20 protein-coding genes are annotated in these 23,968 nt (G+C 30.3%); 11 read left to right on the top strand and 9 right to left on the bottom strand.

Translation table 11 applies throughout. The features are described from left to right. The first annotated feature begins 28 nt into the window (after positions 1-28). The 5 genes from FHR24_RS07180 to FHR24_RS07160 all read left to right on the top strand — a co-directional run bounded on the left by FHR24_RS07180 (position 29) and on the right by FHR24_RS07160 (position 8,819). Positions 29-4,474 (top strand): CheR family methyltransferase, encoded by a 4,446-nt coding sequence (locus tag FHR24_RS07180; RefSeq protein WP_167185997.1) that lies wholly within the window; start codon positions 29-31, stop codon positions 4,472-4,474. Positions 4,475-4,573: 99 nt separating this feature from the next. After that, positions 4,574-5,563 (top strand): LamG domain-containing protein, encoded by a 990-nt coding sequence (locus FHR24_RS07175; RefSeq protein ID WP_208412299.1) that lies wholly within the window; start codon positions 4,574-4,576, stop codon positions 5,561-5,563. A 227-nt stretch (positions 5,564-5,790) separates the two neighbouring features. Continuing rightward, positions 5,791-6,999, top strand: coding sequence for an alginate export family protein (locus FHR24_RS07170; protein ID WP_167185993.1), 1,209 nt, complete (start codon positions 5,791-5,793; stop codon positions 6,997-6,999). Between the two features lies 1 nt (position 7,000). Then, the gene (gene modA, locus FHR24_RS07165) at positions 7,001-7,756 is read left to right on the top strand and encodes a molybdate ABC transporter substrate-binding protein (protein WP_167185990.1); all 756 of its coding nucleotides are present in this window, start codon (positions 7,001-7,003) and stop codon (positions 7,754-7,756) included. Positions 7,757-7,793: 37 nt separating this feature from the next. Further along, positions 7,794-8,819 carry a DUF4421 family protein gene (locus FHR24_RS07160; protein WP_167185987.1) on the top strand — a complete coding sequence of 342 codons (1,026 nt, stop codon included), beginning with the start codon at positions 7,794-7,796 and terminating at the stop codon, positions 8,817-8,819. 66 nt (positions 8,820-8,885) lie between these two features. On the opposite strand, the gene FHR24_RS07155 is transcribed toward FHR24_RS07160, so the two are convergent. From FHR24_RS07155 to FHR24_RS07120, 8 genes are all read right to left on the bottom strand, one after another. Continuing rightward, positions 8,886-9,701, bottom strand: coding sequence for an enoyl-ACP reductase FabI (locus FHR24_RS07155; protein ID WP_167185984.1), 816 nt, complete (start codon positions 9,699-9,701; stop codon positions 8,886-8,888). 66 nt (positions 9,702-9,767) lie between these two features. Continuing rightward, positions 9,768-11,426 carry a DNA repair protein RecN gene (recN, locus tag FHR24_RS07150; protein WP_167185981.1) on the bottom strand — a complete coding sequence of 553 codons (1,659 nt, stop codon included), beginning with the start codon at positions 11,424-11,426 and terminating at the stop codon, positions 9,768-9,770. A gap of 13 nt (positions 11,427-11,439) precedes the next feature. Continuing rightward, entirely contained in the window at positions 11,440-12,336 is an 897-nt protein-coding gene (gene porD / locus FHR24_RS07145; protein WP_167185978.1) for a type IX secretion system protein PorD, read from the bottom strand. Continuing rightward, on the bottom strand, positions 12,329-13,540 hold the full coding sequence (gene coaBC / locus FHR24_RS07140; protein ID WP_167185975.1) for a bifunctional phosphopantothenoylcysteine decarboxylase/phosphopantothenate--cysteine ligase CoaBC: 1,212 nt from the start codon (positions 13,538-13,540) through the stop codon (positions 12,329-12,331). Before coaBC ends, porD begins: the two co-directional genes overlap by 8 nt. Before the next feature lie 6 nt (positions 13,541-13,546). Next, on the bottom strand, positions 13,547-13,867 hold the full coding sequence (locus FHR24_RS07135; protein WP_167185971.1) for a DNA-directed RNA polymerase subunit omega: 321 nt from the start codon (positions 13,865-13,867) through the stop codon (positions 13,547-13,549). A gap of 17 nt (positions 13,868-13,884) precedes the next feature. Beyond that, on the bottom strand, positions 13,885-14,700 hold the full coding sequence (locus tag FHR24_RS07130) for an outer membrane protein assembly factor BamD (protein WP_167185968.1): 816 nt from the start codon (positions 14,698-14,700) through the stop codon (positions 13,885-13,887). Between the two features lie 10 nt (positions 14,701-14,710). Continuing rightward, entirely contained in the window at positions 14,711-15,595 is an 885-nt protein-coding gene (gene dapA / locus FHR24_RS07125) for a 4-hydroxy-tetrahydrodipicolinate synthase (RefSeq protein ID WP_167185965.1), read from the bottom strand. A 156-nt stretch (positions 15,596-15,751) separates the two neighbouring features. Further along, positions 15,752-17,137, bottom strand: coding sequence for a trypsin-like peptidase domain-containing protein (locus FHR24_RS07120; protein ID WP_167185961.1), 1,386 nt, complete (start codon positions 17,135-17,137; stop codon positions 15,752-15,754). A gap of 197 nt (positions 17,138-17,334) precedes the next feature. On the opposite strand from FHR24_RS07120, the gene FHR24_RS07115 reads away from it, so the two are divergent. Next, entirely contained in the window at positions 17,335-18,681 is a 1,347-nt protein-coding gene (locus FHR24_RS07115) for a 3-keto-disaccharide hydrolase (RefSeq protein WP_167185958.1), read from the top strand. Positions 18,682-18,686: 5 nt separating this feature from the next. After that, a complete protein-coding gene (locus FHR24_RS07110) occupies positions 18,687-20,015 on the top strand; it encodes a Gfo/Idh/MocA family protein (RefSeq protein WP_167185955.1) in 1,329 nt (442 codons plus the stop codon). Positions 20,016-20,072: 57 nt separating this feature from the next. Here FHR24_RS07110 and FHR24_RS07105 read toward each other — a convergent pair whose 3' ends face one another. After that, a complete protein-coding gene (locus FHR24_RS07105) occupies positions 20,073-20,420 on the bottom strand; it encodes a phage holin family protein (RefSeq protein WP_167185952.1) in 348 nt (115 codons plus the stop codon). A 118-nt stretch (positions 20,421-20,538) separates the two neighbouring features. Between FHR24_RS07105 and dapF the strand changes: the two genes are divergently transcribed. From dapF to FHR24_RS07085, 4 genes are read left to right on the top strand one after another with little or no spacing between them, the layout of a single operon-like run. Further along, the gene (gene dapF, locus FHR24_RS07100) at positions 20,539-21,324 is read left to right on the top strand and encodes a diaminopimelate epimerase (protein ID WP_167185949.1); all 786 of its coding nucleotides are present in this window, start codon (positions 20,539-20,541) and stop codon (positions 21,322-21,324) included. Continuing rightward, positions 21,317-21,838, top strand: a complete 522-nt coding sequence (locus FHR24_RS07095; RefSeq protein ID WP_167185946.1) for a GNAT family N-acetyltransferase — start codon at positions 21,317-21,319, stop codon at positions 21,836-21,838. Before dapF ends, FHR24_RS07095 begins: the two co-directional genes overlap by 8 nt. Positions 21,839-21,845: 7 nt before the next feature. After that, on the top strand, positions 21,846-22,868 hold the full coding sequence (gene mltG / locus FHR24_RS07090) for an endolytic transglycosylase MltG (RefSeq protein ID WP_167185943.1): 1,023 nt from the start codon (positions 21,846-21,848) through the stop codon (positions 22,866-22,868). A gap of 21 nt (positions 22,869-22,889) precedes the next feature. Further along, a complete protein-coding gene (locus FHR24_RS07085; RefSeq protein ID WP_167185940.1) occupies positions 22,890-23,921 on the top strand; it encodes an L-dopachrome tautomerase-related protein in 1,032 nt (343 codons plus the stop codon). Positions 23,922-23,968: the final 47 nt, after the last annotated feature.

The raw sequence follows: 23,968 nt of genomic DNA, 5'->3' as shown, positions 1-23,968 counted from the left end.
CATTTATAAAAAAATATACCTATCTACTATGAAAAAGAATGAACAAAATTTTAAAGTTGTTGCTATTGGTGCATCTGCTGGAGGACTAGATGCAATTCAACAACTATTTGATCAGATTCCCGAAGATACTGGTATGGCTTTTATAATTATACAGCACCTTTCTCCAAACTTTGTAAGTTTAATGCCAGAGCTTCTGTCAAAACACACAAAAATGCCCGTTTATACTGCCGATGAAAATCAAACCATTCATCCTAACTGTATTTATTTAAACCAACGTAATAAAAACCTACAAATAAAAGGAACCGAGCTTCATTTAATAGATAAAACTCCTAACCTAAATCTACCTATAGATATCTTTTTTCATACGTTAGGAACTGAATATCAAGAAAACTCTGTGGGGATCATCCTTTCAGGAACAGGATCTGATGGGTCTAGAGGAATTAAAACCATTAGCGAAAACAACGGTATTGTTATAGTTCAAGATCCTATTTCCTCTCAGTTTGATGGGATGCCTAACTCTGCAATTAAAACAAAATTAGTCGATTATGTTTTAGACCCCGAAGGAATTGCAACCGTTATAAAAAAAATACCTTTTAATAATAAATTTACATCCTTAGATGAGGAGTTGATTGCTAAAAGTAATGAAGAGTTGCTATTTTCTATTTTAGATGAAATTTACAAGCATACCAATATCAATTTTAAAAACTACAAAAAGAACACTATTGTAAGAAGAATTGAGAAAAGAATGAACATTAATAATATTGAAAAAATTATTGATTACTTAAAATTCTTGCGTAAATCTAATACCGAAAAATCAGCTTTAAAACAAGATTTTTTAATTGGTGTTACTCGTTTTTTTAGAGATGAAGAAGCTTTTAATGTTATAAAGCATAAAGTAATACCTAACATATGTGCCACAAAAAAACCTTTAGATACCATTAGGGTTTGGACCGCAGGCTGTTCTACAGGAGAAGAGGTTTACTCTTTGGCTATGCTTTTTGATGATTATATTACTCAAAACAAACTTCAATTAGATTTTAAAATATTTGCTACAGATATAGACAACGATGCTTTATCTATAGCTAGTACTGGCTATTTTAATATAAATACCATTACAGAAATTGAAAAAAAATATTTAGAAAAATACTTTATAAAATCTGGTGATAACATAAGTGTTATTAAAAACTTAAGAGAAAAAATAGTTTTCTCAAACCATAATATATTAAGTGATCCTCCATTTATTAAAATGGATCTTATTTCTTGTAGAAACCTGTTAATATACATAACTAATAATGCTCAGAAAAAGATTATGTATAACTTTCAGTTTGCATTAAATAAAAATGGGTATTTATTTTTAGGAAATAGTGAGTCTTTGGGAGAAATATCTAAATGTTACGATGTTATTGATACCAAATGGAAAGTCTATAAAAATATATCCGATGAAAAATTTAGATATATTGAAACCAATCAAACCAACGAGGTTAATACCTTTAATTACCATAGTAGCCCTTTAAGAAAAACTTCTTACTTAACAGATTACAAGCCTAAAGAAAATACAGAATCGGCATATCACAAATACCTAAGTAAAAAACACAGTCCTGATTCTATTTTTATAGATAGTCATTTTAATATTTTATTTATAATAGGTGAAGCGGGTACTAAATTAAGTCATGCAGAAGGATTGTTTCAAAACAATTTACTAAAAATTGTTAAGCCAGACTTGGCTGCTATTATAAGAAGTAGCGTTCAAAAAGTAGAAAAAGAGGGAAAAGATATTACCATAAAAAACATTGTTAATAAAAAAGATGATAAAACTTACACCTTTGACTTAACAATACATAAATCTAAAAACAATACCGATTTAAAAGAAACCTATATTCTTGAATTTAGTAAAGAATCTCAAGACGAAGAAAACACTATTATTATTAGTGATTTTCCTATTGAAGAAATTTCTAAACAACATTATGAAGAATTAGAAATTGAATTAAAAGCAACACGTTCAGAGCTTCAAAATGTAGTTGAAGAACTAGAAACCAGCAATGAAGAATTACAATCCAGTAATGAAGAATTAATGGCTTCTAACGAAGAACTACAAAGTACCAATGAAGAATTACAATCTGTAAACGAAGAATTATATACTGTAAATTCAGAATTACAAGAAAAAAATAAAGAGTTAGAATACCTTAACAACGATATTACCAACTTTTTAAACAGTACCAATATAGCCACTCTATTTTTAGACACAAGTTTAGACATTAGAAAGTTTACTCCTTCCCTAAAAAAGCACTTTAACCTACAAGATACAGATATTGGTAGATCTATTACTAGCTTTACCTCTAATTTTGGAGAAGACACCAAACTTGCTATCATTAACGATTCTAAAGAAGTCTTAGACAAATTAATTACCATAGAAAAAGAAATTGTAGACCTAGATGGTAACATTTTTCTAAAACGTATTCTTCCTTTTATTACTACTGATAAAAAAATAGAAGGTGTTGTAATTACTATCATAGACATCAATCAATTAAGAAAAACAGAAGAACAACTAGCCATAACAGAAAAACGTTACAAGAATCTATTTGAAAATCTAAACGAAGGTTTTATACATGCCCGAATTGTAACCAATGAAAATGGAAAACCAATAGATTGGGAATATTTAAATGTAAACCCTGCTTTTGAAAAACAAACAGGCCTAAAAGCGATAGATGTAATAGGTAAAAACGTAAGTACTATTTTACCAAATATTAAAAACGATCCTGCTAATTGGATTGAAATGTACGGAGACACAGCTATAACGGGTAAAGAACAGTTTATTGAAAATTATTCTGTAGATTTTGACAGATATTATATAGTTCACGTATTTTCTCCTAAAAAAGGTGAATTTGCAGCTACTTTTGCAGACATTACAGAAATAAAGAAAAAAGAACAAGAATTACAGAACAACAAAGAAGAATTACAAAAAATTCAAGAAATAACACACGTAGGTAGTTGGTCTTTAGATATAAAAACCAACGAAGTATTATGGAGTAAAGAACTCTACAAAATGTATGGATTTGACTTTAATAAACCAGTACCTCCTTATCCTGAACATCAAAAATTATTTATAAAAGAAAGTTGGGATACACTTACAGAATCTTTAAACAAAACCATAGAAACAGGTATCCCTTATGAGTTAGAACTAAAAACAATTAGAAAAGATGGCACCGAAGGTTGGATGTGGGCTATTGGAGAAGCTGTAAAAGATGAATCAGGTAAAATTGTAAAACTTAGAGGAGCTGCTCAAGACATTAGCGAAAGAAAAGTAATTGAAGAGGAATTAATTTTAGCTAAAAAAACAGCAGAAAATGCCAATTCACAAAAAAATCATTTTGTTGCAAATATGAGTCACGAAATTAGAACTCCTATGAATGCTGTAATTGGTTTTTCTGAATTGTTAAAAGAAAAAAACATCAATGATAAAGACAAAACCAATTTCTTAAAAATTATAGATAACAACTCTAAACAGTTGCTAAACCTTATAGACGATATTATTGATATTGCTAAAATAGAATCTGGTGAATTAAAAATAATTAACGAAATTTTTAACCTACCTAAGCTATTAAATGAAATATTACAAACCGTTAATCAAATTAAATTAAATAAGAACAAGAACAATATTGAGTTTAAATTAATTGTTCCCAAAGAATACAACCATATTCAAATTACAACAGACAAATTAAGAATTAAACAAGTCATAATTAACTTGCTAAACAACTCTTTAAAGTTTTCAGAAAAAGGAATAATTACTTTTGGTTTTAATCTAATAGAAAACAATCTTAATCTTTTTGTAAAAGATGAAGGAATAGGGATCCCTGTTCATAAATACAATGAAATTTTTGAACGCTTTAAACAAGTTAATTATCAAGACAATGCTAAATATGGAGGTACAGGGCTTGGTTTAACCATTTGTAAAGGTATTATTGATTTATTAGGAGGAGATATTTCTTTTACATCAGCTTTAGGTGTAGGAACAGAGTTTACCATCCAAATCCCTTTAAAACCATCAGAAACAATTTTAATTCCTAAAAAAGAAATTATAGAAAAACCTAAAGTGGACAACAACAATGTATTATTAGGCAAAACAATATTAATTGCTGAAGACGAAAAATTAATTAGAATATTCTTTCAACAAGTATTTAAAAACATCGATATCAATTTAATATTTGCAGAAAACGGAGCAGAAGCTGTCGAAATTTATAACGAACAACATGATAAAATTGACATAATTCTAATGGATATTAGAATGCCTATTCTTAACGGTTTTGATGCCATGCAAGAAATTTTAAAGAATTATCCTAATACTAAAATTATTGTTCAATCTGCCTTTGTAAGAGCCGAAGAAAAAGAAAGAGCTTTACAACTAGGAGCTGTAGATTATGTAACAAAACCTATTATTAGAGCAGAATTATTAGAAAAAATAAGAACTTGGTTGTAAAAAACATAATATTCAACCAATGTCTTGTTAAATAAATTCTTTGTTACCCTTAAAAAGCATATTTACTATTTAATTTGTAATTATAATTAAATAGTAAATATGCTTTTATTCATCTTACAATACTTAAAATATCCACTATTCCTTTCTTATTTACTAATTACAGCATGTAATAAAGAAAATAGCAACTCAAATTTTATTCCACCAACAAACAATACCAAAGAACAGGAAACGGATAAAGAAGAAGATACAACATCTCCCTCTGATGAGCCTTATTTCTTAACAAATCAAAACCCAATATCTAATCAAAAAAAGTGGGTAAAAGTAGAAAATCTATCTGATGAATTTAACACCACAACTTTTGATGATGATAAATGGCACAGGAACCCCGCTACAGATGGTTTTGGATGGTACGGTAGGCCACCTGCTTTGTTTGAATCTGAAAATGTAAGTGTGAGTGATGGAAATTTGAATGTGACCACTTTAAAATATAAAACTCCAAAAAATGTAAAAAACACAAATTGGACACACGGTGGAGCAATTATTAGATCTAAAGCAACTGCTAAACAAGGTCTGTATTACGAATGTAGAATGAAAGCCAACAAAACAATAATGTCTTCAACTTTTTGGATTGCTTTTAAACAAAACTGTAACAACGGCCACATAAGAAAACTAGAATTAGACATACAAGAATGTGTAGGACGTACTCATAAAAACACAGATTCGTGGGCTAGCCATTGGGATAAAATATACCACTCAAATGCTATTAGACATAATCGTAGTTGTGATATTGGTCAAGAAACTAGAAAATCCGGTAAAATTAATTTAACAGAACAAAACAATAGTAGATTTTTTGTTTACGGTTGCTGGTGGAAATCTCCTACAGAAATTTTATTTTATCTAGATGGAACATACGTATACTCCATTACTCCTACTACAGATTTTGACATAGAAGGATATATAACAATGGCTATAGAAACTTATGATTGGAATCCTCTAGATCCTGACGGAAGTATTTTTGAAACAGGTTCTTTTGATGATTTAACCACAAAATATGACTGGGTAAGAACATGGAAGTTAGAAAACAAATAACCATACTAAATTTTCTAAAACCTTCTATAAACAATACAAAATAGACTGTTCTTTTAAAAGGTGTTAATTATTTAGATTTTGCTTAGGTTTGTAAATTATTAACTAGATTTCAAACCTAAATGTTTATTACAAAAAAAAATATTTTTAAACTATTTTTAGTTATTACCTATTGCTCTTTTTCTCAGAGTAACAACACTTTTTTTAATACTCAAAACTCAGAATTTAATATGAGTTTAGAATATAGACCTAGAGCAGAATATCGTAAAGGATACAGAAGTTTACCCGAACAAGATTCTGATGCCGCTTTTTTTATATCTCACAGAGCTAGAATTAATATTGATTTTAAAAACGAAAAATTTTTATTTCACACAACCTTACAAGATATAAGAGTTTGGGGAGATACAGACCCTAGAGACGATACCGGAAAAGCACAGTTTTATGAATTTTATGTAGAACCTAGTATTACCCATAACTTATCTGTTCGTGTAGGTAGGCAAAGAATAATGTATGATAATCAAAGACTATTTGCAGAAAATAACTGGAGACAAGCTGGTGGTCAACATGATGCCGTTCGGTTTATTTACAAAAAAGAAAAACTAAATGTAGACTTAATTGGAGCATACAATCAAAACCAAGCAAGTGAAACTGATATTTCTTATGATGTTGATTGGGATATTTATAGAGCAATGGCTGCAAACTTTATAAAATACAAAGCCAATAAAAATCTTACTTTAACAGCTATTAATATTGCTGATGAATACACAGACCCTAGTACAAATAATATCAAAGGTTATTGGAAATCTACCAACGGAGGGAGAGTTACGTATCAAAAAAATAAATTAACATATACACTAGCTAGCTATTATCAATGGGGGAAAATTGAAAATGGTAAACAGCATAGTGCATACTATATAGAACCAGAGCTTACATGGAAAAAAAGCGATAAATATAGTGTTAAGTTTGGTGCTCAAATATTTAGTGGTGATAAGGATAAAACAGACCAAAAATCTACTTCTTTCTTGGCACAGTACGGAGCATTTCACAGACATAATGGTGGAATGGATTACACTCAAAAAACAGTAAGAACTAATGAACATGAGGGAATTATAAATCCATATATTATGCAAGATTTTACCTTTTTTCCTAAGTTTAGTTTAAACTGGCAAAGTCATTTGTTAGGTTCACAAACACAACTAACAAAAACAGTGAATACGACAACCCAAAAACTAGATAGATTTTACGCTTGGGAAAACGATTTTAGATTTTTTTACAAACCCAATAAGTATACTAAAATTGAATTTTCTCATTTATTCTTAATTCCAACTAATAGTATTTCTGCTATTGATACCGGTAAAGATGGAGACACTAATAAAATTGCTCAATTTACTTACTTAGCTATTAGCTGGACCCCAAACCTATTAAACATTCGTAACTAAAATGAGGTTTTTCTACATCATATTCTCACTTTTTATTTGTGTTGCTTGTCAAAGCCCCAAACATCAAAAACTAAACATAGCAGTTGCTGCAAATATGCAATATGCTATCAAAGAAATTGGTGTAGCATTTACCAAACAATCTGGTATTTTGCCTAACTTTATTATAGCCTCTTCTGGTAAATTAACAGCTCAAATACAACAAGGTGCTCCTTATCATGTTTTTTTATCTGCAGACATGAAATTCCCTAGCTCTTTACATAAAGATAGTTTAACGTTAAACAAACCTAAAGTATATGCTCTAGGTACTTTAATTATTTGGACAACTAGAGACAGTTTACAACCCAATCTAAATAGTTTAACTAGTAATAAAATAAAAAACATAGCTATTGCAAACCCTAAAACAGCTCCTTATGGAACTGCTGCTATAGAAGTCTTAAAAAAACACAATTTATACTCGGTTCTAAAAGATAAATTGGTTTTTGGAGAAAGCATATCACAAGTAAATCAGTTTATTAGTACCAAAGCAACTCAAATTGGTTTTACTAGTAAATCTGTTATTTATCAAAAAAACACCAATTCTAAGAACTCTTGGTTCCAAATCTCTAACAATGATTATACTCCAATGCAACAAGGAATTGTAATTATCAAACAAAACGATAATCAATTAAAAAATTCCTTATCCTTTTATAATTTTATGTTTTCTAAAAAAGCACAACAAATTTTAAAAAAACACGGTTATACTACTCAGACTTATTAAAAGTCAATTTGTATTTTTGCAAATAAAAATTGTTTTATTGAAACTAAACAGATACATTTTATACCTTCTTTTATTCTTTATTTCTTTTGTACACGCACAAAAAAGAAACAAAGACAGTCTATACATTAAAACATTTAAAGAATATTTTGCCATCAAATTAAGTAGTAGTAATAATGCCAAAAGTTTTACCATTACATCTCCTAATACAGAATATACTTTATCTCCACAGTCTAAACAAATTCCTAAAATCGGATTGAATTATCAATTTATATCCGTTCAAATAACCCTCCCAATTATTAATTACATCAATAATTTTGATAGTAGAAAAGGCAAAACCAAAACTACAGATATTGGATTAAATATTTTTATGCCTCATTGGCATCACTACTTTTTATATCAAAAAACAGAGGGATATTATTTAAAAAACACTCAAGACTTTATAGAGAATTGGAATCCTAAAAAAGATGATTATATTCAATTTTCAGATATGGTTTACAGAGAGTATTCTGGGGTTTCTACTTTTGCATTAAACCCTAATTTTTCTCTTAAATCATTAACCAATCAAAGTGAAAAACAAAGGCTTAGTTTGGGCAGTTTTGTTCCTTCTATTGCTTATAAATATTACACTATCAATAATCAAGAAACTGTTACGGCTAATAATGGCAAACAAAATTCTAACAATTTAGAATTTATTCTTCATTTAGGTTACATGTATAATTATGTGCTTACAAAATCTATTTTTTTATCAGCAGGAGTTTCTGTTGGACCTGGTTACAAATACACCAAATTATCTATTAACAACAACAATATAGAGACTAGTACAAACCATAATAATTTTTTACAAACAGAAACTTATTTTACTTTAGGTTATGATAATAGTCGTTTTTATGGTGGCTTTAATTTAAGTCAAAAATTTGATAAGTATTTTCAAAAAAGAAGTACATCAACCTTAATTGAAGAAAAACTGAAACTAAACCTTTATTTTGGTTATCGATTTGATCCACCCAAAAAAATAGATCATTATTTAAAAGAAAAAATAATGAAGAAATACAATATTAAATAGCATTTTAAACACACAAAAAAGGCTTCACAAAATGTGAAGCCTTTTATATATATTGTGTTACAAAAACTATTCTTGCTCTTCAAAAGCAGCCATAATTTCGTTAGAAACTCCCATATTAGAGAATCCACCGTCATGGAATAAGTTTTGTAAAGTCACTTTTTTAGTCAAATCAGAAAACAATGTAATTGTATAATCTGCACAGTCTTGAGCTGATGCATTTCCTAATGGAGACATTTTTTCTGCATAGTTAATAAACCCAGAAAATCCTTTTACTCCGTTACCAGCAGTAGTAGCCGTTGGCGATTGAGAAATAGTGTTTACACGTACTTTATGATCTCTACCAAAGAAATATCCAAATGAACGAGCAATAGACTCTAAATATGCTTTATTGTCGGCCATATCATTATAATCTGGAAATACTCTTTGTGCAGCCATGTAAGTTAAAGCAACAATAGATCCCCATTCTGCCATTGCATCTTTCTTATATAAAACTTGCATTACTTTATGAAAAGACAATGCAGAAATATCAAAACCTTTGTGTGTAAAATCGTAGTTATTATCTGTATAGTGAATTTTTTTACGTACGTTAACAGACATCCCGATAGAGTGTAAAACAAAATCAATTTTTCCTCCTAAAATCTCAACTGATTTTTCAATTAAGTTTTCAATATCTTCTAATTTAGTAACATCCGCAGGTATAATTTCAGAACCTGTTTTATCAGCCAATTCTTTAATTTCTCCCATACGCATAGCGATAGGTGCATTTGTTAATACAAAAGTTGCTCCTTCTGCATGTGCAGATTCTGCTACTTTCCAAGCAATTGAATTAGAGTCTAAAGCTCCAAAAATGATTCCTCTTTTACCTTTTAATAAATTGTACATATATATTGTTTAAAATAGTGTGTTCTATAATCTAAAATAGATTTTGGCAAATATAAGTTTTTCCTATTAAATACTTAGTAATTGTTCTGCATGTTCTATTGCAGACTGAGATTTTTCTTTACCTCCTAACATTTCTGCAATTTCGTTAACTCTTTCTTTCACATCTAATTGAGTTAAATAAGTAACCGTTTCTTCTCCCTCTACTTGCTTGTAAACTTTATAATGTTGCTGTCCTTTAGAAGCTACTTGTGGTAAATGTGTAATGGTTATTACCTGCATATTGTCTCCCATTGCTTTCATTAAATCTGCTATTTTAGTAGCTACTTCTCCAGATACTCCTGTGTCAATTTCATCAAATAAAATAGTAGGCAAACTAACAAACTTAGACAAGATCATTTTAATACCTAGCATTACTCTAGAAAGTTCTCCTCCCGAAGCTACTTTTTTTAACAAACCAAAATCAGATCCTTTGTTAGATGCTAATAAAAATGCAATATCATCAATTCCATACTCAGTCAATTCTTTTGTGGTTTCTATAGCAATGTTAAATTGAGCATTTTCCATTCCTAATTTACTTAATATAAGCTCTAACTCATTTTTAAAATTGGCAACTATATTTTTTCTGTTTGATGATATTTTTGATGCAATATTAAAAGTTTTATTTTCTTTTGTGTTCATGTTTTTTTCAGCTTCTGCCAACAAATCAGCAGCATCTTCAACCTGTCCAACTTTTATAGCCAAACCATCTCTAACAGCAATTAGCTCTTGTAAAGATGTTACAAAATGTTTTTTTTGTAAAGAAAACAACAAAGACAACCTATCATTTAAAGCTTCTAATTCTTCAGGATTTGCTTCTACTCCTTCTGCGTGTTTTTCTAATTCAAAAACCAAATCATCCAATTCAATTTTTAAACTTTGTGCTCTTTCGTGTATCGATTTGTATTCTGAATCAAAAGGAGCTATTTTAGATAAAGATGTTTGCAATTGATTTAACAAGGTTTGTAAACCTATTTGTTCTTCGGTAGAAACTTGTAAACTATCAAACAATCCAATTTTTATATCTTCTGCATGTGATAGTTTTTCTATTTCAACTTCTAAGGTTTCAATTTCATCAATCTCTTTTAATTTTGCAGTTTGTAATTCTTTGTACAAGTGCAAATTGTATTCATATTGCTGTTGTGCTTCTTGCTGATTAGCTTTTAGCACCTTTAATTCTTTTACTGCTTTTTTGTATTCTTTTAAGGCTAATTTATAATCAACTAACAACGTATTATTATCAGCCAAAGCATCTACCACATAATATTGATAGTGTTTGTCTGACAAAGCCATGGTATTGTGTTGAGAGTGTATGTCTAACAAATATTCTTTTAACCCTTGTAAAGCCTTTAAATTTACAGGGGTATCGTTTACAAAAGCTCTGGTTTTACCATTAGGCAATAACTCTCTACGTACAATGGTAGATTGTTCGTAATCTAATTCTAAGTTTTCAAAAATTTGCTCTAATGCATAAGCTCCAATTTCAAATTCAGCTTCTATTACACATTTTTTATCCTTGTCTTTTAAGTTCGATAAATCGGCTCTATTACCAAGAACCAAACCTAAAGCACCTAACAAAATAGATTTACCTGCTCCGGTTTCTCCTGTAATTACAGAATACCCTTTGGTAAAATCCACTCGTAATCTCTTGATCAAAGCATAATTTTGAACAGATAAAGAAACTAACATATATACTTAGGTTTTAATTAGAATAAATTTGCTTCCACTTTTTAGAATTGTTGGGAGCTATTTTTTTTAAGACTGAAACTAACGGAGCAACATCTACTCCTCTATTTTTTCTAAAGACATTTACAATTTCATCCGCTTTGGCATCCATCATCATTCTGATTAAAATGTTGTTAGGATTGTCATCATAAATTTCTTTAAGCAAAATTACATCTGCAATTAATTTTTTTACAGCTGTTTTCTGATTTCTCTCAAAAGTATCTAAACTTTCAAAGTGATAGCTATAATAAATTTTTCTAAAAGACTCATTACTTTGTGTTAACAGTTGATCTATTAACGTAAAACGAGTTACACTATTTATTTTATTATCCCAACCTATAGATCCAGATTGTTGCGCTTGATTGGCAATAGATAGTGCTGTTTTTAAATAAGCTTCTCCTCCTAAATTACTAAAAGTATCTGCATAGATTCCTAATATCAAATAACTATAATAAGATATTACAGAGATTAGATTAGACTCGTATACATTCACATTAAAATTTAAAGGCTGAAATTCTGTATATCTAAAGGTAAAACTATTGTCTTGATGATTGATAATTGGACTATAATAGACCGAATTAAAAACAGGTCTAGATGCCTGTACCTGAACCGTTCCTTTGTAAGAATTAGTTCCTGTTTGTTCTGTTAACAAAATAGTAAAAGCACACTTTACACGTTCGTGTTCTTCAAAATCAATCTTAGTCCATTTGGTTTGATTGATTAATTCTGTGATAGAATTTTCTAACGTTTTAAAAACTTGATTGTTAGAAACAGATATCTGATCTGCATTAACCGTTACGCTACAGTTTAATTCTTGTGCTTTTATTCCTGTAAAAACAAGCAAAAAAATCCATAAAAAAAACGATTTATACATTTAGTTTATTAATAATAACGTTTAAAATATCTGCTGCAACCTCTGTTTTAGATTTCGTTTCAAATTTTTGAATCATAAAATCTTTATCAATAATAGTGATTTTATTGGTATCTTTTGCAAAGCCAGCACCTTTATCTTTTAAAGAATTTAACACTATTAAGTCTAAATTTTTTCGTTGTATTTTTCCTTTTGCATTTTCTTCTTCATTATTAGTTTCTAAAGCAAAACCAACTAGCAATTGATTTTTTTTAGACTGTCCTAAAGAAGCCAAAATATCTTTTGTAGGTGCCAATTCAATTTGCAAACTGGCATCTTTCTTTTTTATTTTTTGATGAACAACTACTGCAGGTTTATAATCTGCTACTGCTGCAGAACAAATAGCAATGTCTACATTATTGTAGTAGTTATGACATGCATTGTACATTTCTTCTGCACAAACAACATCAATACGTTTTATAAAAGAATGATTAACTTGCTGAAAAGAAGGTCCTGAAACCAAAACTACTTCTGCACCTAAATTGGCTGCACACTTCGCAATCTCAAATCCCATTTTTCCAGAGGAATGATTTCCTATAAAACGAACAGGGTCTATAGCCTCATAAGTAGGTCCTGCTGTTATTAAAACTTTTTTACCTCTTAAAGGTAATTTAGACTGAATGTCCTTTTCTATAAAAGCAAGAATATCTTCGGGTTCTGCCAACCTTCCTTCTCCAACCAAACCACTTGCTAATTCACCACTAGTTGGAGGAATAAGAATATTTCCAAAAGAAATTAGTTTTTCTATACTGTCTTTGGTAGAGGGATGTTGGTACATATCTAAATCCATAGCCGGTGCAAAATACACGGGACATTTTGAAGATAAATAAGTAGCTAATAAAAGGTTATCACAAACTCCATTGGTCATTTTGGCCAACGTGTTTGCTGTTGCAGGAGCAATAATCATAAGATCTGCCCATAGACCTAAGTCTACGTGATTGTTCCATACAGCATTTTCATCCTCTTGATTGTAAAAAGTAGAATGAACAGGATTTTTAGACAACGTTGAAAGTGTTAACGGTGTCACAAATTCTTTAGAAGCAGGTGTTTGCACAACTTGTACATTGGCACCTGCTTTTATAAATTGCCTTACTAAATGAGCAGTTTTATAGGCTGCAATGCCTGCACTAACACCCAATAAAACTTTTTTCCCACTTAATATGCTCATAAAAAACTACTCTTGTTCTGGTTTTCTATGGTAAACTTTTCCTTCTAACCACTCTTCTACTGCTATTGCATGTGGTTTTGGTAATTTTTCGTAAAACTTAGAAACTTCAATTTGCTCTTTGTTTTCAAAAACTTCTTCTAAACTATCGTTATAAGTAGCAAACTCTTCTAATTTATCTACCAACTCTTTCTTTAAATCACCACCAATTTGAGTAGCTCTTTGAGAAATAATAGAAATCGCTTCATAAATATTTTGCGTTTCTGCTTCTACTTTAGACTTGTCATAAGTAACTGTAGACAACGGAGCTTCTGTTTTTTTGTAATCCATAATATTATATAATAATCTTAACTATTTTGTTGTTGTTTTGGTTGTTTTTCTTTAATAAGCTTTTCATACAACCCATCTGCTTCTTTTAAATATTCCGATGCTGGAAATGCTTTTTTATATCTAGTATAAGCTTTTAAAGCATCTTTAATTCTATCTTCTTTTTTATGAACTACACTGTTAATCCCCAATTCATAGGCAGATTTAAACTTGTAAAACATTGCTTCTTCTTTGTATGACGTTCCTAAATAATCTAAAATCACATTATCAAAAGCTACAATGGCAGATTTATAGTTTCCTATTTTAAAGTACTGCTTTGCTATTTCAAATGCTTTTTTTTCTAATTTTAAGTTTAATTCGTCTACTCTTTTATTGGCTTCTGCAATTTTTTTAGAGTCTGGATTATTGTCTATAAAATTTTGAAAAGCTTCTAGTGCTTTTTGAGTATCTGTTTGTGTTACACTGTACTTTGGTGATAACTGAAAATAACTCTCTGCTATTCTATACTGTCCACTTTCTATTTCAGTACTTTTAGGATAGCTTCTTATAAATTTTTCGTAGTAATAAACGGCTGTTAAATAATCTTTAATATTATAGTTTGAGTCTGCCAAACGAAAAGTAATTACTTCTGCTTGGGGTTTGCTAGCATATTGTGGCATTACCAATTCATACAAACGAATTGCTTTGTCATAATCTCCCTCTTTATACAAAGAGTTTGCCATGTTGTAACGCTCTAACCCTGTACCTTTATTTAACACCTTGTTATATTTCCCACAAGATGACAAGGTAACAGTTGCTAAAACAACAATTAAACTATACTTAAAAATTTTATACATATTTATTTTTTTAGGAAGCAACGTAAAACGATTCTACAAATTGTCTTAAGTCTGCTTTTAATTTTGGAGTCGCTTCTACTAAAGGCAATCTTACTTTAGCGTTAGACAATCCTAATATTTCTAATAAAGCTTTTACTCCAACAGGGTTTCCTTCATTAAAAATTAAACCGATACTTTTTTGAATTTTATACTGTGTATGAAATGCTTTTCTTCCTTTATCTAACAAACCTAAACGAATCATGTGAGAAAACTCTCCAGGAAACGCTTGCCCTACAACAGAAATTACTCCAGCTCCTCCTGCAATTGTTATTGGCAATGCCAACATATCATCACCAGAAATTACTAGAAAATCTTTTGGAACTGCTTTAATTAATTTTAAAGCTTGATCCATATCCCCTTTCGCCTCTTTTACTCCAATAATATTTGGAATAGCTGCTAATCTTGCCACTGTTTTAGGCAATACATTAGAACTTGTTCTTCCTGGTACATTATATAAAATAATATCCACTGGACAAGCCTCTGCAATTGCTTTATAGTGTTGATAAATTCCTTCTTGAGAAGGTTTATTGTAAAAAGGAGAAACTGATAATATAGCATCTACTGCTGTAAAATCAGTTCCTTTTATTTCTTCTATAACGGCACTAGTGCTATTTCCACCAATACCTAATACAATAGGTAATCTTCCTGCATTTGCATTAATAATAGTTGCTTTTACTATTTCTTTTTCTGCATTTGTTAGGGTAACCGCCTCTGCAGTAGTACCTAGTACTACTAAATATTCAACAGCATTATCTATCTGAAATTCAACTAACTTTTCTAAAGTTTGAACATCTATATTTCCATCATTATCAAAAGGGGTTATCAATGCAACTCCTGTTCCCAAAAAACTACTCATCTTTTACTTATGCTCTTTAATAATTTGTGCTAGCCTGCAAATTTACTATTTTATTTAGAGAATATCCACTAAATAAATACTCCATAACAAATAAGGTGTAATTATTTAACATAAATTAACAAGGTGTCTAATTTTCAGTAACATACTTGTATAATATTACCAACCTCTGGAAAAAGTTTCTCGTTCCCCTTTTAAATTTATAATAACTAACTTATTAATATTGTCAGATTCTTTAATTGTTTCTTTAACTCCCTCAACATCTGTTAGTGTATTTAACTCATAATTATTGATTGAAACAATTACATAGCCTGGTCTAATTCCTAACTTCTGAAGGTCTTTATTATTTATTTTAGTTACTCTAACTCCGTTAGAAACTCCTATTTTTTTCTTTTCTTCAGATTTTAATTCGTTAAATTGAATTCCGAAAGCTTCTGTTATCAATTCACTTATTTCAGATAATTTTACTTTTAAGACTTTATCTACTCCGTCTCTATCTATAGTCACTAAGATTTCATCACCTGGTCGTTTTGCCACCAATTGCCCCACTAAATCGGAGAACTTATGAATTTTAACTGAGTTAATTTTCTTAATTACATCTCCAGATTTCATCCCTGCTTTATCAGCTCCTGTTCCTTTAGAAATATCCGAAATATAAACTCCATCAATATCCGATTTTGCTTGTGTAGTTACTCCTAAAACAGCCCTTTTTACAGATCCATTCTCCATTAAATCTTCAACCACTCTTTTTGCTATGTTAGATGGCACTGCAAAAGAATATCCAACAAAAGATCCTGTTTGAGAAGAAATAGCCGTGTTAATACCTATCAATTCTCCTCTTGTGTTTACCAATGCTCCTCCGCTATTTCCTGGATTAACTGCTGCATCTGTCTGAATAAAAGATTCTATATTATTATTCCCCTCCAAATCTCTTCCTTTTGCACTAATAATACCCGCGGTTACTGTAGAAGTTAAATTATAAGGGTTTCCTACTGCCAACACCCATTCACCAATTTTCGAAATATCAGAGTCTCCAAAAGTAACAAATGGTAAATCTTTTGCATCAATCTTTACCAATGCAATGTCTGTAGATTTATCAGCTCCTATTAATTTTGCGGTATACTTCTTTTTATTATTTAAAACAATTTCTATATCCGATGCATTTTCTATTACATGATTATTGGTAATGATATAACCATCCGGCGAAATAATAACTCCACTTCCCGTTCCTACTCTCTCATATTTTCTACCTCCATATCCTTGTCCAAAAAACAATTCTGCAAAAGGATCTTGTTGCACTCCTACAGAAGTGTTTTTTACGTGTACTACCGAGTTTACTGTTGCTTCTGCTGCTGTCGTAAAATCTGTCAAATTTTCAGCCGCCACCAATTTTGTGTTAGCTGTATAAACAGGAAAATGCTCTACTCTAGAATTAGAACTTTCCGCTTCTACATTTACTTCTGGTTTTATGAGTTGATTGTATATAATAATCGACACAAAACCACCTAATAATGCTATTACAAATAATTTAATATTCTGTTTCATGTTTTTAAATTTTAAATATCTAAATAGCAATTTTTCAAAAACTATGCCAAGGCAAAACATTAGACAAAAGTGTATTATTTAACACATCTTATTAAGAAAAAAACATAATTCATCATTATAGTTAATTTTATATTATTTTTTTTAATAAATTTACAATCGTGCACGAACACGAAAACCTTATTTAATTAAAATAAAAAATGAAAAGACTATTTATTTCAGCTGTCACTCTGTTTACCCTTTTAACATCTTGTAAACAGCAAGAAAGCAAATCTCCTTGGAAAAATTTAATCATTAACAATTCGCTAGAAGGATGGAATATTAAAGGTGGAGAATCTACATACCATGTAAAAGATGGTGTTATTACAGGTACAACAGGTAAAAACACTCCCAATACTTTTTTAACAACTAACGAACATTATGGTGACTTTATATTAGAAATAGAATACTTGGTAGATCCCAAAGCTAATTCGGGAATACAAATTAGAACAAATAGTTTTCCTGAATATAAAAAAGGTAGAGTTCACGGATATCAAGTAGAAATAGACCCATCGGAAAGAGCATGGAGTGGTGGTATTTTTGAAGAAGGAAAAAGAGGATGGCTAAATGATTTAGAAGACAATACTGCTGCTAAAAAAGCTTTTAAACAAAACGATTGGAATAAATACAGAATTGAAGCTATTGGTGACACTATCAAAACATGGATAAATGATGTACCTGCTGCTCATTTAGTAGATAACGAAACTGCTTCTGGTTTTATTGGACTTCAAGTTCACAGAGGTAAAGAAGGAACACAAATTAAATGGAAAAATATTAGAATTATTTCTAAAAACGCACAACAATACAGTACAAAAACCCCTGTTCCTGTAATGGTAAAACGCAATACTATATCTAAAGCAGAAAAAGAACAAGGATGGGAACTGTTATGGGATGGAAAAACTAAAAAGGGCTGGAAAGGAGCCAAATTAGACAAATTTCCAAAGCAGGGATGGAAAATTAAAAATGGAATTCTATCTGTTTTATCTTCTGGAGGAGCAGAATCTGCAGCAGGTGGAGATATTGTTACAACAGAGTCTTACAAAGATTTTGAACTAAAGGTTGATTTTAAATTAACTCCAGGTGCCAATAGTGGAATTAAATATTATGTAGATACTAACATTAACAAAGGAGCTGGCTCTTCTATTGGTCTAGAATATCAAATTTTAGATGATGCTTTACATCCTGATGCTAAAAAAGGAAGTCACCAAGGAAGCAGAACCGTTTCTTCTTTATATGATTTAATTCAAGCAGATACTAATAAACCTATAAAAGAAATTGGGGAATGGAATACAGCATATATTAAATCTGTAAACAACCATGTTGAACATTGGTTAAATGGAGTAAAGGTTTTAGAATACGAAAGAAAAAGTAATGACTTTAAAAAATTAGTATCCGAAAGTAAATACAAAAAATGGAAAGGTTTTGGATTGTTAGACAAAGGTCAAATTTTATTACAAGATCATGGAGATTTAGTCTCGTTTAGAAATATAAAAATTAAAAAACACTAAGAGAAATGAATACAAGAAGAGAATTTATTAAAAAAACTGCTGCAGGTAGTGCTGGCTTAATTGTAGGAGCATCTTTATTACCAAATATAGGATATTCTAATATACTAGGAGCGAACGAAAGGTTAAACGTAGCCGTTATTGGAGTACGTAGTAGAGCTAAATCTTTAACCAAAGCCATTAGTAAATATAAAGAAGCTAGAGTAGCATATACTTGTGATGTAGATGATGTTATTCTTCAAAAAAACAATCAATTCTGTCAAGAAACTCTTGGTTACATTCCTCAAACAGAAAAAGATTTTAGAAAAGTACTAGAAGACAAAAGTGTAGATGCCGTTTTTATTGCAACTCCTGAACACTGGCATGCCCCTATGGCTATTATGGCTTTGCAAGCAGGTAAACACGTATATGTAGAAAAACCTTGTAGTCACAACCTTTTTGAAAACGAAATGTTAGTAGAGGCTCAAAAAAAATATGGAAAAGTAGTTCAAATGGGAAACCAGCAAAGATCTGCTGTTACAAGTAAACAAGCTGTAGAAGAAATTAAAGAGGGTATTATTGGTACTGTTTACAAAGGAGAAGCTTACTACTCTAACAATAGAGGTGATATTGGTATTGGGAAAAAAATTGCAGTTCCAACAACGTTAGATTGGGATTTATGGCAAGGACCAGCCCCAAGAGAATCTTATAGAGACAATATTCACCCATACAACTGGCATTGGTTCAAAACTTGGGGTACAGGAGAAATTCACAATAATGGAACTCACGAAATTGACATTTGTAGATGGGCTTTAGGAGTAGACATTCCTAAGACCGTTAGTTCTGTTGGTGGAAAATACACTTATAAAGATGATTGGGAATACACAGACAACCAACAAGCAACTTTTACCTATGATGATGATAAATTTATTACTTGGACAGGACACAGTCGTGGAAAAATAATGCCAAATCAACCAGGACGTGGAGCCACTATTTATGGTAGCGAAGGTTCTATCATGCTAAGTAGAAATGCTTATCAATTATTTGATTTGAGCGGAAAATTAGTAAAACGAGTTGATGAAAAAGGAAAGAGTGTTACTCTTGGAACTGCTGGTGGTGGTGGTTTAGATGTAAAACATATTGCCAATTTCTTTAATGCGATTCGTATAGGAGAAAAACAGAATTCTCCTATTGCAGATGCTAGTATTACTACCATGACTTGTCACTTAGGTAATATTTCTCAAGAAGTAGGACGTACATTAAATATAGATACCAAAACAGGTAAAGTTAAGAAAGACAAACAAGCTCTTAAACTTTACAAACGTGAATACGAAAAAGGTTGGGAACCTAAATTATAAGTCTTTTTGATTTTATAAATTCCTAAAATAGGATTAAAAGCAAATTTGCTTTTAATCCTATTTTTTTTCCAATCCAAAAAGAGAAGAAAGCAAAGACTGTAATACAGACAATAGCAAACTAAACAACAACGCTACCCACAAACTACTTACAGAAAAACCAGATGTTAAATAAGCTGCCATATTTATAATAATAGCATTAATTACTAATAAAAAAATTCCTAATGTAAATATTGTTATTGGCAAAGTTAAAATCACCAAAATTGGTTTTACCAATAAATTTAAAACACTTAAAACCAACGCTACCCATATAGCGGTAGAAATATTATCTACTTGTACTCCGGGTAAAAAATTAGCAATAATTATTACTGCTAATGCACTTACTAACAATTGTATTATATAGTTCATATTTTTCTTTTAAAGTTACAATTCTATTTAACGATATAAAATAATTTGTTCAAAATCGTTCTCTATTCTACTCTACTCATTTTTCTTTGTATTTTTGTTCTTACAATTTAAAAGATAAATGGAAATTACTTTTTATAAATATCAAGGGACAGGAAACGATTTTGTTGTCATAGACAATCGTGATTTAAGCTTTCCTAGAGAAAACACAAAACTAGTTAACTTTCTGTGTGACAGAAGATTTGGTATAGGAGCAGATGGATTAATGTTGTTAAATCCATCAGACACTTATGACTTTACCATGGTCTACTACAACTCTGACGGTACCGAAAGTAGCATGTGTGGTAATGGTGGTAGATGTTTGGTTGCTTTTGCTCATAAATTGGAGATTTTTAAAAATGAAACTACTTTTGATGCCGTTGATGGTTTGCATTATGCATCGTATCAAGATGGTATTACCAATCTACAAATGATTGATGTTGATACTGTAGAAGTTTACAAAACTCACTGTTTTTTAAATACAGGATCTCCACATCACGTTCAGTTAGTAGAAAATATAGGAAATTACAATGTTAAAAATAACGGATCAGAAATTCGTTACGGTGCTCCGTATTTTAAAGAAGGAACCAATGTAAACTTTGTAGAATCAATAGGAGAAGGAGCTTTTAGAGTTAGAACCTACGAAAGAGGTGTTGAAGATGAAACTTTAGCTTGTGGAACAGGTGTAACTGCTGTTGCCATTGCCATGTTTGAACAAAAACAAACAACCAATACCAAAATTCCATTAAAAGTAGAAGGAGGAGAACTAGAAGTTTCTTTTACTCCTACAAAAAACGGATACAAAGATGTTTTCTTAAAAGGACCTGCCACTTTTGTATTTAAAGGAACTATAAATTATAATGAGTAAATTAACAGGACAATTAGTAAGCTTGCGTGCGATAGAACCCGAAGATTTGGATGTTTTATATAATATAGAAAACAATCAGACTTATTGGGAAGTTAGTAACACACAAGCTCCCTATTCTCGCTATATTTTAAAACAATATATAGAAAACAGTCATTTAGATATTTACGAAGCTAAACAACTTAGATTTGTTGTAGAAGATAAAAAAAAGAACCTTGTGGGCATGATTGACTTATTTGATTATAACCCACAACATTTAAGAGCAGGTGTAGGAGTTTTAATTGATAAAAAACACCAAGAAAAAGGATACGCTACAGAAGCTATTCAACTTTTAAACAACTATGCTTTTTCTATCTTAAACCTTAAGCAACTATATGCAAATATATCTACAGACAATAAAAAAAGTATACTGCTTTTTGAAAAGTTAGGATACCAAAAAACCGGAATTAAAAAAGACTGGATTTTTAGCAATAAAACATTTAAAGATGTTGCCTTTTATCAATTGATTCACGCTTAAATTATTCATGAAAAAAATATATTACAGCCTAGGGATTTTCTCTTTATGCATTATCACTATCGGACTTTATTTTTATACAATTATATATAGTAGTCAAATAGATCATCAAACAAAAATATACCTAAAATCTACCGATACTGTCGAAAGTGTTATTGCGACACTTGACACTATATGTAATGATATTGACGATGTAAAAAAAGTGATTTCTTTAAAAAAATACAACCACGTTAAACCTGGAATGTATATTTTAAAAGAAGGAACCAATGCTAATCAATTAATCAATTTATTAAGAAGCGGAAAACAAACTCCTATAAAAGTAACGTTTAATAATCAGAATTATATAGAAGATTTAGCAGGACGATTGTCACACCAAGTAGAAGCAGATTCTATATCTATTTTAAACAGTTTAACAGATACTAGTTTTTTAAAAAAAGAAGGTTTTACTCATAAGACAGTGCTAAATATATGCATGCCATACACCTATGACTGTTATTGGAATATTTCTCCCAATGCGCTAAGAACAAAACTACTTAACGCTTATCATCGTTTTTGGAATCAAGATAGAGTAAACAAAGCCAATAATTTAAACTTATCTAAAAACGAAGTAATTGCCATTGCTGCTATTGTACACAAAGAAACACAACATAAGCCCGAAAGAAAAAGAGTAGCCGGTGTGTATTTAAACAGAGTAAGAGTGGGAATGCCTTTACAAGCAGACCCAACTATTATTTATGCTTTAAAAGAAAAATATGGACGAGACACTGTCATCAAAAGAGTCCTTAAAAAGGATTTGAAACACAACTCTCCTTACAACACATATTTAAACAGAGGAATTCCTCCATCTGCTATTGCCATGCCAGATGTAGATGCTATTGATGCTGTTTTAAATGCCGAAAGACACTCTTATTACTATTTTTGTGCAAGTCCAAAAAATTTTGGAACTCATAATTTTGCTAAAACACTAAGTCAACACAATAGAAACGCTTACGCATATCAACGTTGGTTAAACAACAACAGAGTACATAGATAATACCTATAATATATCTTAATTATGAAAAAATTTCTCTTTACCATTTGCATGCTATTTTTAATTAGTTGTAAAACTGAGCAAAAAAAAATTACAGAAGTTGCTTCTTTTAAAGGACAACAAGTTACCGGAGTAACGGTAACTAACCAAGGTAAAATTTTTGCCAACTTTCCTAGATGGAGACAAGGTGTTAAAAACTCAGTTGTACAAATTGATAAAAACGGAGCAGCAACTCCTTATCCAAATAAAGAATGGAATACATGGAGAATGAATACTCCTATTACAGATTCTGTTTTTGTGGCTATACAATCTGTTGTTGCTTTTGATAATTTTTTATATGTTTTAGACACTCGAAATCCATTTTTTAAAGGAGTACAAAGCAATCCTAGAGTGTTTGTTTTTGACTTAAATACAAATAAAGTAGACAGAATTTACACACTTTCTAAAGACAGTTTTCATAAAGATTCATACATCAATGATTTACGCATAGATGCTAAAAACAACAAAGCCTACTTTACCGATTCGGGACATGCAGGACTTTTAATTTTAGACTTAACATCTGGTGTTTTTAAAAGAGTTTTAGACAACCATACCTCTACCCTAGCAGAAACAAATCATTTAAATTTTGATGGAGGTATATGGAACAACACCGTACATTCTGATGGTATTGCTTTAGACACTAACAAAAATATATTGTACTATCATTCCTTAACAGGGTACAATCTTTACGCTATTTCTACAGAAATATTAATAAATGGTTCTGAAAAAGAAATTCAAGAAAATGTTCAATTTATCAAAAAAACACCTGCACCAGATGGAATGATTGTAGACAAATCTGGAAATTTATATTTGGCTGATTTAGAAAAAAACAAAATAATGAAATTAAACACAACTACCCATAAAATAGAAGTGTTTGCAGAAGGAACAAAAATAAAATGGGCAGATACATTTAGTATTTATAACAACGAACTGTATTATACCAACTCTAGAATTAACGAAGTAAATGGACCTATTGATGCTCTAAACTTTACAATTAACAAAATAAGTTTAGACTAAAATATTTTTTACTTAAAGTCTTAAAACACAAAAGCCAAATCTTTAAT

Source organism: Wenyingzhuangia heitensis, assembly GCF_011762155.1.
In the GTDB taxonomy this organism is placed as follows: Bacteria; Bacteroidota; Bacteroidia; order Flavobacteriales; family Flavobacteriaceae; genus Wenyingzhuangia; species Wenyingzhuangia heitensis.
The sequence above is the reverse complement of the archived record's forward strand: the minus strand, read 5'-3'. Positions and strand labels throughout refer to the sequence as shown.